Origin of the sequence: Cellulomonas shaoxiangyii (assembly GCF_004798685.1) — a bacterium.
GTDB lineage: Bacteria > Actinomycetota > Actinomycetes > Actinomycetales > Cellulomonadaceae > Cellulomonas > Cellulomonas shaoxiangyii.
Genome location: NZ_CP039291.1, coordinates 2,351,122 through 2,364,514 on the forward strand (window position 1 = coordinate 2,351,122; position 13,393 = coordinate 2,364,514).

General features: G+C 75.5%; 9 protein-coding genes. 1 reads left to right on the top strand and 8 read right to left on the bottom strand.

All coding sequences use genetic code 11. The features are described 5' to 3' along the window. Window positions 1–123 precede the first annotated feature (123 nt). The 7 genes from E5225_RS10645 to E5225_RS10675 form a co-directional block, all read right to left on the bottom strand. The gene (locus E5225_RS10645; protein WP_135972532.1) at window positions 124–3,441 is read right to left on the bottom strand and encodes a glycoside hydrolase family 9 protein; all 3,318 of its coding nucleotides are present in this window, start codon (window positions 3,439–3,441) and stop codon (window positions 124–126) included. Window positions 3,442–3,601: 160 nt separating this feature from the next. Continuing rightward, entirely contained in the window at window positions 3,602–4,612 is a 1,011-nt protein-coding gene (truB, locus tag E5225_RS10650) for a tRNA pseudouridine(55) synthase TruB (protein ID WP_135972533.1), read from the bottom strand. Continuing rightward, complete coding sequence (gene rbfA / locus E5225_RS10655; protein WP_135972534.1) at window positions 4,609–5,049, bottom strand: 30S ribosome-binding factor RbfA; 441 nt, start codon at window positions 5,047–5,049, stop codon at window positions 4,609–4,611. Before rbfA ends, truB begins: the two co-directional genes overlap by 4 nt. Window positions 5,050–5,164: 115 nt before the next feature. After that, window positions 5,165–8,083, bottom strand: a complete 2,919-nt coding sequence (gene infB / locus E5225_RS10660; protein ID WP_136225414.1) for a translation initiation factor IF-2 — start codon at window positions 8,081–8,083, stop codon at window positions 5,165–5,167. A 69-nt stretch (window positions 8,084–8,152) separates the two neighbouring features. Beyond that, the gene (locus E5225_RS10665) at window positions 8,153–8,626 is read right to left on the bottom strand and encodes a YlxR family protein (protein WP_135975583.1); all 474 of its coding nucleotides are present in this window, start codon (window positions 8,624–8,626) and stop codon (window positions 8,153–8,155) included. After that, window positions 8,623–9,663, bottom strand: a complete 1,041-nt coding sequence (nusA, locus tag E5225_RS10670; RefSeq protein ID WP_135975581.1) for a transcription termination factor NusA — start codon at window positions 9,661–9,663, stop codon at window positions 8,623–8,625. Before nusA ends, E5225_RS10665 begins: the two co-directional genes overlap by 4 nt. A 1-nt stretch (window position 9,664) precedes the next feature. Further along, on the bottom strand, window positions 9,665–10,210 hold the full coding sequence (locus E5225_RS10675) for a ribosome maturation factor RimP (RefSeq protein ID WP_135975579.1): 546 nt from the start codon (window positions 10,208–10,210) through the stop codon (window positions 9,665–9,667). A gap of 157 nt (window positions 10,211–10,367) precedes the next feature. Here E5225_RS10675 and E5225_RS10680 point away from each other — a divergent pair, with 157 nt between their 5' ends. After that, the gene (locus E5225_RS10680) at window positions 10,368–11,471 is read left to right on the top strand and encodes a DUF4439 domain-containing protein (protein ID WP_136225416.1); all 1,104 of its coding nucleotides are present in this window, start codon (window positions 10,368–10,370) and stop codon (window positions 11,469–11,471) included. Window positions 11,472–11,572: 101 nt separating this feature from the next. On the opposite strand, the gene E5225_RS10685 is transcribed toward E5225_RS10680, so the two are convergent. Beyond that, the gene (locus E5225_RS10685; protein WP_135975275.1) at window positions 11,573–13,366 is read right to left on the bottom strand and encodes a proline--tRNA ligase; all 1,794 of its coding nucleotides are present in this window, start codon (window positions 13,364–13,366) and stop codon (window positions 11,573–11,575) included. Window positions 13,367–13,393: the final 27 nt, after the last annotated feature.

A 13,393-nucleotide genomic window follows, 5' to 3' on the forward strand; every position in this document is an offset into this window, starting at 1 on the left:
GGACAAGACTGCCACCTGTCCGCGCCCGGACGCGCACCGCCCGGGTCGGGCGGACGGCCGCGGGCACGCCGACGCCCGTCCCGGCCGGCACCGCGAGGGCCGGCCGGGACGGGCGGGAGGCGGTCAGCGGCCGAGGCGGACCGTGAGCCGTGCGGCCTGGGTGGCCGCGGTGCCCTCACCGTTCGTGAACACCGCCCGGTACTGCGTGCCGTACCCGAACGGCGTCACGGGCACGCGCAGCGTCGCCGAGGACGCGCCCGGCACCGGCAGCCACGGACCCGAGAACCACCGGAACTGCCAGCGCACCGTCGGCGTCGGGTACCCGGACGCCGCCGCGTCGAACGTCGCCCACGACCCGAGGCGCGCGCTCACGGCCTGCGGCTGCCGGGTCACGACCGGCGCCGAGCGCACCACCGCGACGGTGGCCTCCTGCGTCGTCGCCGTGCCGGCCGCGTTCGTGAACACCGCCCGGTAGCGGGCACCGTCCTCGGCCGCGGTCACCGTGACCTCGAGCGTGCCGGACGTCGCACCGGGCACGTCCGCCCACGCCGCGTCGCCGCGCCGCACCTGCCACTGGACGGTGGGCGCCGGCACGCCGGACGCCGCGGCCGTGAGGGTCGCCGTGGCACCCAGCGCCACGGTGGCGCCCGTCGGCTGCCCGGTCACCACCGGGGCCACGGTCGCGGGTGCGCCGTCGCCCTGGTCGGCGACGAACGACGCCACCCACGACAGGGCCGAGTTCCAGTTGATCGTGATCTCGTTGGACGCCCACGACGTGATGTCGTCGAGGTAGCACCGCGCCGGGGCGCAGCCCTCCGTGAACGCCGCCTGCATGGTCGGGTCCCACGTCCCCGTCATGGAGTTCGGACCACCGGCGAGGGAGCCCGGCGGCGGGTGCGGCAGCGCGGGGTCGAGCTGCGCGGCGAACCAGCGCGAGTGCTGGTTCTGCGAGTAGACCGTGCCCCAGCCCGTGACGTACGACTGGTTCAGGGCGTTGCGGCCGAACAGGTAGTCGAGCCCCTCGAGCACGCCGTCGAGGTGGCGGCGGTCGCCCGTCAGGTCGTAGGCGGTCGCCATGACGACGAGGATGTTGGCGACCGAGGAGTTCGAGCCCCAGTCGTACGCGCCGCCGGTGGGCGAGTAGACCGATCCGAACGCGTGGTCCGCCTGCGCCGCGAGGTACTCGTCGGACGCCGCGACGACCGAGGCCCGGACGGCGTCGCGGTCGGCGAGGGCCGTCGGCACCGTGGCGAGCGTCAGCCGGCCGAGCGCCGCCGTGCTGCCCCAGCTGAAGCCGCCGGGCCCGAAGACCTCGCCCGTGTGGTGCGGGCTCGCGGTGACGTCCGCCGCGTACCGGTCCTCACCGGTCGTGGTGAACAGCTCCGCCGCCGCCCAGTAGAACTCGTCGGTGACGTCACGGTCGTCGTAGGGACCACCGCCGTCGGACCCCGCGGCGGCCGGCGCGTAGAGGTCCGGGTGCGCCTGTGCCGCGTCGTACGCGCTGCGGGCCGCTGCGAGCAGCTCGTCGGCGAACGCGGCGTCGTACTCCCGGAACAGCCGGGCGCCCTGCGCCGCCGCGGCGGCGAGGTTGAGCGTCGCCGCCGTCGACGGTCGGTGCAGCGAGCGCACCTGCGGGTCGTCCGCCGGTGCGAGCGGCAGGCCCGTCCACCCCTCGTCGTGGATCTTGTGGTGCACCAGGCCGGCGTACTCCCCCGCCGGCGCGACCATCGTCAGCATCCACTCGAGCTCCCAGCGCGCCTCGTCGAGGACGTCCGGGACGTAGTTGCCCGTCTCCGGCAGCCGGAGCGTGCCGTCGTCGAGGGCGCCCGCCCGCGCGGTCGGCGCGGTCAGCGTGCGCTCGTACGTCGAGAGCAGCTGGGCGACGGAGATGCCGCCGTTGACCACGTACTTGCCGTGGTCGCCCGCGTCGTACCAGCCGCCGGTGACGTCGAGCGTGTAGTCGCACGTCCAGCCGTCGTAGTACTCGCGCGGACCGATGCACGGCACGTCCGTGTCGCCCTGGTTGGGCGGCACGCCGACGTGGCCGGCCTCCCGTGCGTACTCCTCACCGACGATGTCGGCCTCGATCGGCGTGCCCGACCTCGCGAGGTAGAAGTAGTTGAGCGCGTCGTAGCGCAGCTGCTCGTACAGGTCCGCGGCGATCGCAAACGGCCGGCTCGTCTCGCCGTCGGCCACGAGGGTGAACCCCTCGCCGGTGGCGTCCACGTCGGAGAAGTCGACGACGTGCACGTCGGCGTCCGCCGACGCGTCGTGCCCCGCCGGCGTCGTCGTGCCCTCGGCGACGGTGTCGCCCGCCGCGTCGAGCAGCTGCCACGCCACCGCCTCGGTGGCGTCGGTCACGAGGGTCGCGCGCTTGGGCCCCTGCGGCAGGTAGCCGACCTGGTTGACGCGCACCCGCGGGCCCGTGTCCGGCTCGTACGGCGGGGGCGGCGTGGCGGAGGTGGTCAACGACACGTCCGAGATGCAGAACTCGTACGCGCCCGACTTGCCGAGGTGGAACGCCACCTGGCCGGGTGCCGCGCCGTCGGGCGGGAACGTCAGGGTGGAGGTGAAGGCGTACTCGAGCGTGGACGCCTCGGTGCCGAGCGGCGCGGACGCCTGCTCGAACGCGGTGCGGAACGCGCCGCCACCCTCACCGACGATGACCCGCACGGGCGTCGCCGGCGTGGTGCGGGCCGTGAACGACAGCACGTAGTTCTGGTCGGCGTCGATCGGCAGGCCCGTGAACGACAGGCCCGCGTCCCAGGGGTTCGACTGCCCCCCGGGCAGGTCGACGCACATCTCGCCGTCGGCGAAGCGCGGGTCGCCGGTGCCGTACAGGCTCCACGGCCCGAGGCCCTCGGCGAAGGACGTGTGCGGCAGCAGCTCGGAGTCGCTGCTGAGCGAGACGTCGTCGAGGCAGAACGTCCACGCCTCCTCGCTCACCCCGCCGAGCTGGAACGCGATCTGACCCTCGGGCTCGTCGGCCGTCGGCGCCGCCGGGTAGCTCGCCGCCGCGGTGAAGACCTCCTCGACGGGCGTGGGCGTGCTCGTGAGCGCGGGGCTCGTGTCGAGCACCGTCCCGTACGGGGCGCCGTTCTGGCCGATCAGGGCGCGGATCGTCACGTCCGTCGACGCGGTCGCGGTGTACGCGAACGTGTAGGTCGACCCCGCCTCGATCGCGACGCCGTTGAGCACGACCCCCACGCCGTACTGCGCCGAGCCCGCGGGGACGTCCACGCAGAGCGCACCGCTGCCGGTGTCGATCTCCCCCTCGTGGCCGTAGGCGACCCACGCGCCCGGCCCGTCCTCGAAGCTGCCGTCCACGATCAGCGCGCCGGCGGCGGGCAGTGCACCCACCACCGCCAGCGCCACCGCGGCCACACCGCTCGTCAGTGCGGCACCGGTCCGGGCCGCGCGAGTCCTGCTGCGAGAAACCACGTCGTCTCCCTAGCGTAGGAGCGCTCCCACGACGCTGCGGGTGTGCGCTGTTCCGTCGTCGGAGATTAGACCCGAACCGGACGAACCGGAAGGCAGTGCCACGAAGGAGTGCACGGCCGAAAGGATTCGACCGGCGGCCGGCCCGCGGTGCCGGCCGGGCTCAGCCCGCAGGGGCGAGCACGACCTCGGGGCGCAGCAGGTCGCCGCGCCGGGACACCACGGCCACCAGCGCACCATCGGGAGCGATCGCGGCGACCGGGCCGTCCGGGGCGTCGCCGACGGGGACGCCCTGCCCGTAGGACAGTGCGCGCGCCTCGCGCTCGGTGAGCTCGCGCACCGGGAAGGCGGCGCGTGCGGCGGCGGCCATGGGGAGCACGTCGACGGCGACGTCGTCCGGTGCGGCGGCCAGGTCGTCCAGCGTCCGGGCGACGGCGAGCCCGTAGCCGCCGACCCGCGTGCGCCGCAGCGCGGTGAGGTGCCCGCCGACGCCCAGCGCGTCGCCGAGGTCGCGGGCCAGCGCCCGCACGTACGTCCCCGACGAGCAGGTGACGGCGACGTCGACGTCGAGGACCGTCACGTCGGCCCCGTCGCCACCCGTCGCGCTCGCGGTCCGCGCGGCGAGGACGTCGAACCGCGGCACCGTGACCGGCCGCGCCGCCAGCTCGACGTGCTCGCCGGCCCGGACGCGGGCGTACGCCCGCTGACCGTCGACCTTGATCGCCGACACGGCGCTCGGGACCTGCAGGAGGTCTCCCGTGAGAGCCGCGGCGGCCGCCGCGACGGCGTCGGGGGTGACGGCCGACGCGTCGACCACGCCGAGCGTCTCGCCCTCGGCGTCCTCGGTCGAGGTCCGCACGCCGAGGCGCACGGTCGCGGTGTAGTCCTTGTCGGCACCGGTCACGTACGTCAGCAGGCGCGTCGCGCGGCCCACGCCGAGGACGAGCACGCCCGTCGCCATGGGGTCGAGCGTGCCGGCGTGGCCGACCTTGCGGGTCGACGCCAGCCGCCGGACGCGCGCGACGACGTCGTGGCTCGTCCAGCCGGCGGGCTTGTCGACGACCAGCACGCCGTCGTCCGCGGTGGGCCGGCGCGGCCGGCCGTCGTCCCGCGGTCCGCGCCGCTGCCGGTCGCCCCGGCCGTCGGACGCCGGCGCGGCCGTGGCGTCGGTCATGCGTCGGTGTCGTCGTCCTCGCCGGGGCGGCGGTACGGGTCCGCGTCGCCCGCCGGGCGCGCCCGGGCGGCCAGCGCGGCCACCTCGGCGTCGCGGCGTGCCGCCTCCGAGAGCGCCGCCTCGAGGTGCGCCGCCGTCTCCGGCACCGCGTCGAGGTGGAACGCGAGGGTCGGCGTGAGCCGGATCCCCGTCTGCTTGCCGACCTCCGACCGGATGAGGCCCTTGGCGCTCTCGAGCGCCAGGGCGCTGCCGGTGCGGGCCTCCTCGTCGCCGAGGACGGTGTAGTACACGTCGGCGTGCTGGAGGTCACCGGTCACCCGCACGTCGGTGATGGTGACGAAGCCGAGCCGCGGGTCCTTGACCCGCGTGTCGATCATGCGCGCGACGACCTGCTGGATGCGCTCCGCGACCTTCCGCGCCCGAGCCGTGTCCGCCATGGCACTTCCTTTCTGCCCTCCCGGCGAGGTGCCGGGCCGTGCCTGCTGAGGACGATCGGTCCTCCGGGAGGCGCAGCGCGGGGGCGAGCCGTCGGCCCGCCCCCGCGCTGACACGTCACTTGCGCGGCTTCTCGCGCATCTCCCACGTCTCGATGACGTCCTCGACCTGGAGGTCGTTGAACGACCCGAGGCCGATACCGCACTCGAAGCCCTCGCGGACCTCCGTGGCGTCGTCCTTGAACCGCTTGAGCGACTCGATCGTGAGGTTGTCGCCCACGACCTTGCCGCGGCGCAGGACGCGCGCCTTGCTGTTCCGTCGGATCTCGCCCGAGCGGACGATCGACCCGGCGATGTTGCCGAACTTGGAGGAGCGGAAGACCTCGCGCACCTCGGCGGAACCGAGCTGCACCTCCTCGTACTCCGGCTTGAGCATGCCCTTGAGGGCCGCCTCGACGTCGTCGATCGCCTGGTAGATGACCGAGTAGAAGCGCACGTCGACGCCCTCGCGGTCGGCCAGGTCCTCGACGCGCTCCGCGAACTTCACGTTGAAGCCGATGATGATCGCGTTGTCGACCGTGGCGAGGTTGACGTCGTTCTGCGTGATGGCACCCACCCCGCGGTGGATGACGCGCAGCTCGACCTCCTCGCCCACGTCGATCTTGAGCAGGGCGTCCTCGAGCGCCTCGACGGCACCGGACACGTCGCCCTTGAGGACCAGGTTGAGGGTCTCGACCTTGCCCTGCTGCAGCGCCTGCGTGAAGTCCTCGAGGCTGATGCGCTTGCGGCGCTTGGCCAGGAGGGCGGCGCGCTCGGCGGCCTCGCGCTTCTCCGCGATCTGCCGGGCGGTGCGCTCGTCGGGCGCCACGAGGAACGTGTCGCCGGCGCTCGGGACCGACGCCAGGCCGAGGACCTGGACCGGACGTGCCGGGCCCGCCTCGGTGACGTTGTCGCCGTGCTCGTCGAACATCGCACGGACGCGGCCGTGGGCCGTGCCCGCGACGATCGCGTCGCCGACGTGCAGCGTGCCCGACTGGACGAGCACGGTCGCGACCGCACCACGCCCCTTGTCGAGGTTCGCCTCGATGGCCACGCCGCGCGCGTCCTTGTCGGGGTTCGCCCGCAGGTCGAGCGACGCGTCGGCCGTGAGCAGGACGGCCTCGAGGAGGTCCTCGATGCCCATGCGCTGCTTCGCCGACACGTTGACGAACATCGTGTCGCCGCCGTACTCCTCGGCCACGAGGTTGTACTCGGTCAGCTGCTGGCGGATCTTGTCGGGGTTGGCCCCCTCCTTGTCCACCTTGTTGACCGCCACGACGATCGGCACGTTCGCCGCCTGCGCGTGGTTGAGCGCCTCGATCGTCTGCGGCATCACGCCGTCATCGGCCGCGACCACGAGGATCGCGATGTCGGTGACCTGCGCACCACGGGCACGCATGGCGGTGAACGCCTCGTGGCCCGGGGTGTCGATGAACGTGATGGCCCGGTCCCGGCCCTCGTGCTCGGTGCGCACCTGGTAGGCACCGATGTGCTGCGTGATGCCACCGGCCTCGCCCGCGACGACGTCCGTGGAGCGGATGGCGTCGAGGAGCTTGGTCTTGCCGTGGTCGACGTGACCCATGACGGTGACGACCGGCGGACGCGCCGTGAGCTCGTCGTCGCCCTCGGCCTCGAGCTCGGCGTCGAGGTCGATGTCGAAGGACCCGAGCAGCTCGCGGTCCTCCTCCTCGGCCGACACCATCTCGATGACGTACCCGAGCTCGGTCGCGAGCGTGCCGAACGTGTCCTCGTCCAGCGACTGGGTGGCCGTGGCCATCTCGCCGAGGTGGAAGAGCACCGTCACGAGCGCCGCCGGGTTGGCGTCGATCTTGTCGGCGAAGTCGTTCAGCGACGACCCGTGCCGCAGCCGGATGACCGTCGAGCCGTTGCCGCGCGGGACGCTGACGCCACCGAGCGACGGGGCCTGCATGGCCTCGAACTCCTGGCGCTTGGCCCGCTTCGACTTCCGCCCACGGACCGGACGGCCGCCGGCACGCCCGAAGGCGCCCTGCGTGCTGCCGCGACCGGCACCGCCGGGACGACCGCCGCCACCGCCGGGACGACCGGCGAAGCCGCCACCGCCACCGGGTGCGCCGCCGCCGGGACGACCGGCGTAACCGCCGCCACCGCCCCCACGACCGCCACCGGGGCCACCGCGGCCGGGGGCCGCGGGACGCTCGCCGGGACGACCGACGCCGCTGGACGTACGGCCGGGCATCATGCCCGGGTTCGGGCGGGGACCGCCCGGACGCGGGGCCGGACGCGGACCGCCGGGACGGTCGCCCGCCGCGGCGGCGGGAGCGCCCTCGGGCGCCTGCCGGCGCTCGCCGGGACGCGGCATCCCCTGCGAGGGGGCGAACGGGTTGTTGCCCGGACGGGGACCGCCGGGACGCGGGCCGCCCGGACGCTCACCCTGGCGCGGCATGCCCTGCGAGGGCGCGAACGGGTTGTTGCCCGGACGGCCGGCGGGACGCGCACCACCGGGACGACCTGCGCCACCGCCCTGACCGCCACCCTGGCCACCGGGGCGCGGGGCGCCGGGGCGGGCAGCGGGAGCAGGACGGGCCGCGGGGGCCTGCGGCGCGCGGGGGGCGGGCGCCGGTGCTGCGGGAGCCGCCGGAGCGGGAGCCGGCGCGGGTGCCGGTGCGGACGCTGCGGGGCGCGGACCGGGAGCCGGCGCCGACGCGGCAGGAGCTGCCGGAGCCGGCGCGGAGGGTGCAGGCGCGGACGGGGCCGGGGGCGCCACCGGGGCTGCCGGAGCTGCGGGAGCCGGTGCGGACGCGGCAGGCGCCGCGGGGCGCGGTGCCGGCGCGGGGCGCGCGGCAGAGCCGTTGCCACCAGCGGCGGGATAGGTGTCGCGCAGCTTGCGCACGACGGGCGGCTCGATGGTCGAGGACGCCGAACGGACGAACTCTCCGAGCTCGCCGAGCTTGCCCATGAGGGTCTTGCTATCGACTCCGAGCTCCTTGGCGAGCTCGTAGACGCGGACCTTGGCCACATCTCTCCTGTCTCGGTCCGCCCGGACAGGTCGGACCGTCGTTAGTGCTGGGTAGTCATCGTCGGGCACTCATCGCTGCGTGCTCATCGGGTCGCCATCGGCTTCCAACCCGCTTTCCCTGTCGACGGTCGGCGTCGGTGTGGTCCCGGCGCCGTCGTGCTGCGGCTGTGGCTGCTGCTGGTCCGCGTGCCGCGTGACGGCACCGGAGACCGCCTCCGTGTCGAGCGTGCCTGCGTGTCGCAGGGCCCGCCCGAACGCCCGCCGACGGACGGCGAGCTCGAGACAGTGCGGATCGGGGTGCAGCCACGCACCCCGGCCCGGCATCCGGCGACGCTCGTCCACGACGAGCACGGGATCACCCGTGGTCTCGCGTTCCAGCACCACCCTCAGCAGGGCCGATCTCGGACCGGTCGAGCGGCACCCCACGCACGTGCGCACCGGACCCAGATCGGGCACGGGAGGCACGGGATCGGGGGTCCGCCTGCTCGGCGAGGAGAGCCGGCCTTCCGGCCCAGCCTCCGTCAGTCTACCGTGCCGCCTCACCGTGCGTGACCGGAGGTCCCGTCCGTCGCGTCCGCGGGACGGTCGTCGCGCCCGTCGCCGGACTCCTGGGCGTCGGACCGGATGTCGATCCGCCAGCCCGTCAGCTTGGCGGCGAGGCGCGCGTTCTGGCCCTCCTTGCCGATCGCGAGGGACAGCTGGTAGTCCGGCACGACCACCCGGGCGGCGCGCGCCTCGGGGTCGACGACCGTGACGGACAGCACACGGGCCGGTGAGAGCGCGTGGGCCACCATCGCGGCCGGGTCGTCCGCGTGGTCGACGATGTCGATCTTCTCGCCGTGCAGCTCGGTCATGACGGCCCGCACGCGCCCGCCCATCGGGCCGATGCAGGCGCCCTTGGCGTTGACGCCGGGCAGGGTCGCGCGCACGGCCATCTTGCTGCGGTGCCCCGCCTCGCGCGCCAGCGCGGTGATCTCGACCGTGCCGTCGGCGATCTCCGGGACCTCGAGCGCGAACAGCTTGCGGACCAGGTTCGGGTGCGTGCGCGACAGCGTGATCTGCGGGCCGCGCGCGCCCCGCGCGACGTCGAGGACGTACGCGCGCAGCCGCTCGCCGTGCACGTACTTCTCGCCCGGCACCTGCTCGTGCTGCGGCAGCACCCCCTCGACGCCCCCCAGGTCCACCAGCACGGTGCGCGGGTCGCGGCCCTGCTGGATGACGCCGCCGAGCACCTCCCCCGCCTTGCCGCGGAACTGCCCGAGCACCTGGTCGTCCTCGGCGTCGCGCAGGCGCTGCACGATCACCTGGCGCGCGGTCGCGGTCGCGATGCGGCCGAAGCCCGCGGGGGTGTCCTCGTACTCCGGCGTCTCGGCGTCCGGCTGCTCCGGGTCGACCGGGTCCTTCGCCCACACGGTCACGTGCCCCGAGCGGCGGTCCACCTCGACCCGGGCCCGCTGCTGCGCCCCCGGCGTGCGGTGGTACGCCGAGAGCAGCGCCTGCTCGATCGCCTCGACGAGCACGTCGAGGCTGATCTCCCGCTCGCGCTCGATCAGGCGCAGCGCCTGCATGTCGATGTCCACGTCAGTCCTCGGTCTCCACGTCGTCGTCCTGGCCGGCCGCGCCGCTCAGGTCCACCTCCACCCGTCCCGACCGCACGTCGGGCCAGGGCACCGCGACGGGCGCCCCCTCCTTCGGCCGGCGACCCTTCCCGGGGTCGGTCACGGGCACGACCACGACGTCCGGGGCCGCGCCGGCGCCCACCTCGGTGAGGCGCCCGGCCACGACCGTGCCGTCCGCGCGGACGAGCGTGACGGACCGGCCGACCGCGCGCCGCCAGTGCCGCGGCTCCGTCAGGGGCCGGTCGACCCCGGGGCTGCTGACCTCGAGCGTGTAGGCGTCGGGGAGCACGTCGGTCGCGTCGAGCGCGTCGGACACGGCCTGCGTCACCTCGCCGATGCGGTCCAGGTCGAGCTCGCGCTCGTCCTCGGCCGTCTGGTCGACGACCACGCGGACCACGGTCCGGGAACCCGCGCCGGCGACGTGCAGGCCCTCCAGCAGGAGCCCGGCAGCCGTGACGGCGGGCTCCACGACCTCCCGCACCCGGGGTGCGGCTGCTGGCGCGACCATGACACGGCCTCCTGTCGGCTCTCGGCGTGGGCGGCACGAGCGGCGACCCTGGTGACGTTGTGGGCCCCCAGCGTAACGACTCGGGCGGCACCCTCCGTCCCCGGGGCGGTGCCGTGCTGCGCCTCGCGCCCGCACGCGCATGGGAGGATCGCGCCCGATGGACCGTCCCGCTGCCCCCGCCCCGGCCCGCCGCCCGCGCACCCGCGCGCGCCTGCGTGCCGCGGTCGCCCTCGCCGCGGTGCTGCCGCTGGCGGCCTGCGGGCTGCGGCTCGAGACGCCGCCGCCGGTCGAGCCGTCCCCGGACGCGCTCGAGCAGGTGCGCGCGCGCACCGTGGCCGACGCGCTGGACCTCGCCGCCGACGCCGACGCCCTTGCGGCCGTCGTCCCGGAGGGTCCGGAGCGCACGGTCCTGCTGGACGTCGCGGCGTTCTCCGCGCGGCACGCCGAGGCGGCCGGCGGCGTCTACGACTCGGGGCTGCCCGACCCGGCGCCCACGGCCTCGGCCTCGACCTCGACCACCACGACACCCGCCGGTGCCCCCGACGCGGCGACCCTGCTGGCCGAGCTCGTCGACGACGCGGCCGTCGCGGCCGACGACGCCGACACCGTGACCGACGGTCCCCTGGCCCGGCTCGTCGCCTCCGTCGCCACGTCCCGCGACGAGCTCGCCGACCGCCTGTCCGCCGCCACGGCGCTGCCGCGACCCGCGGCCGGCGCCGCGGCGGACGGGGCGCCGGACGGTTCGGCGGACGAGGCGGACCAGGCCACGCCCGGGGTGACGCCCGGGGCGACCGCGAGTGCGTCGTCGTCCCCGGGCGGTGAGGCGCCCGGGACGGGCACCGCCGCCCTGGTGGCCCTCGCCCTCGCGCACGACGAGGCCGCCTACGGGTACGAGGTGGTCGCCGCGCGCGTCTCCGACGACGCGCGCGCGCGGGCCGTCGAGGCCGCGGCGCGCCACCGCGCCGACGCGAACCGGTGGGCTGCGACGGCCGGCGTCGCGGGACGCGCCGGCGACCCGCGGCGCGCGGCGTACGCGCTGCCGGGGGGCCTGGACGACCCGGCCGTCCTCGACGACCTCGTGCGCCGCCTGGAGTCGGGCGTCGCCGACGCGTACGCCGCCGCCGTGGCCGCGGCCGCCCCCGGGTCGCGCGCCGACCTCGTCGCCGGCCTGCGCCAGGCGCACGCCGCGGCGGCCGCGCGCGGTGCGGCGTCCGTGCCGTTCCCCGGCGTCCCGGAGCTGGCAACCGAGACGCTCGGCTGAGCGTCCGCGCGTCGAGCCGCCGCGGAGCCGTCACCCGTCCCCGTAGGGCGGGCGCACGGCAGCCCGGCGCTGACCCCGGCGCCGCGGTGCCCCTCCCGGGATCAGCCGGCGAGGAGCCCGTCCACGAGCTCGGCGACGCGGTCCGCCGCGGCGTGCACCGAGACCTGCTCGGCGGTCCCGCCGGCCCGCGGGCGCACCTCGACGACGCCGTCCGCGAGACCGCGCCCGACCACCACGACGAGCGGGACGCCGAGCAGCTCGGCGTCGGCGAACTTCACGCCAGGCGACACCTTCGGCCGGTCGTCGTAGAGGACCTCGACGCCGCGCGCGGAGAGGGTCGTGGCGAGCGCCTCGGCGGCCGCGAACACCGCCTCGTCCTTGCCGGTCGCGACCACGTGCACGTGGGCCGGTGCGACGTGCGCGGGCCATGCGAGGCCGCGCTCGTCGTGGTGGGCCTCGGCGAGCGCCGCCAGCACGCGCGTGACGCCGATGCCGTAGGACCCCATGGTGACGACGACGGACTTGCCGTTCCGGTCGAGCACCGTCAGCCCCAGCGCCTGCGCGTACTTGCGGCCGAGCTGGAAGATGTGGCCGATCTCGATGCCCCGCGCGAGCTCGAGCGGGCCCGAGCCGTCGGGGGCCGGGTCGCCGGCACGCACCTCGGCGGCCTCCACGGTGCCGTCCGCCGTGAAGTCGCGGCCCGCGACGAGGTCGAAGACGTGCCGCCCCGGCTCGTTCGCGCCCGTGATCCACCGGGTGCCGGGCACGACGCGCGGGTCGAGCATGTAGCGCACCGACGCCCGCTCGCCGTCCGGCCCGGCGGGCGCGTTCGGCCCCACCGCCCCGGGGCCGAGGTACCCGCGCACCAGCTCCGGGTGCGCGGCGAAGTCCGCGTCCCCGGCGGGCTCGACCTCGGCGGGCGCGACGCCCGCCTCGAGGCGCTTGAGGTCGACCTCGCGGTCGCCGGGGAGGCCCACGACGACGAGCTCGCGCTCACCCGTCGGGTGCACGAGCGCGAGGACCACGTTCTTCAGCGTGTCGGCCGCCGTCCACGGGCGGTCCGCACGCGCCTGGTGGGCGTTCGCGTGCGCGACCAGCGAGTCGATCGTGGGCGTGTCCGGCGTGTCCTCGACGTGGGCGGCGGGCGCGTCGGAGAGGTCCACGGGCTCGGGCACCGGCGTGGTGACGGCCTCGACGTTGGCCGCGTACCCGCCCGCCGAGCGGACGAAGGTGTCCTCGCCGATCGCGGTCGGCGTGAGGAACTCCTCGGACCGGGAGCCGCCCATCGCGCCGGACGTGGCGGCGACGATCACGAACTCGAGGCCGAGACGCCGGAAGATGCGCTGGTAGGCGGCCCGCTGGGCCTCGTACGCCCGCGCGAGGCCCTCGTCGTCCACGTCGAACGAGTACGCGTCCTTCATGACGAACTCGCGGCCGCGGATGAGGCCGGCGCGGGGGCGGGCCTCGTCGCGGTACTTGGTCTGGATCTGGTACAGCGCGAGCGGCAGGTCCTTGTACGACGAGTACAGGTCCTTGACCAGGAGGGTGAACAGCTCCTCGTGCGTGGGCGCGAGGAGGTAGTCGGCCCCCTTGCGGTCCTTCAGGCGGAAGATGTTCGGGCCGTACTCGGCCCAGCGGCCCGTGGCCTCGTAGGGCTCCTTGGGCAGCAGCGCCGGGAAGTGCACCTCCTGGGCGCCGATGGCGTCCATCTCCTCGCGGACCACGCGCTCGACCTTCGCCAGCACCCGCAGCCCGAGCGGCAGCCAGGTGTAGATGCCGGGCGCGGCACGGCGGATGTACCCCGCGCGCACGAGGAGCCTGTGGCTCGCCACCTCGGCGTCGGCGGGGTCCTCGCGCAGGGTGCGGACGAAGAGCGTGGACATGCGCAGGAGCATGGGAGCGAGCCTAGTGGGCGCCGTGCC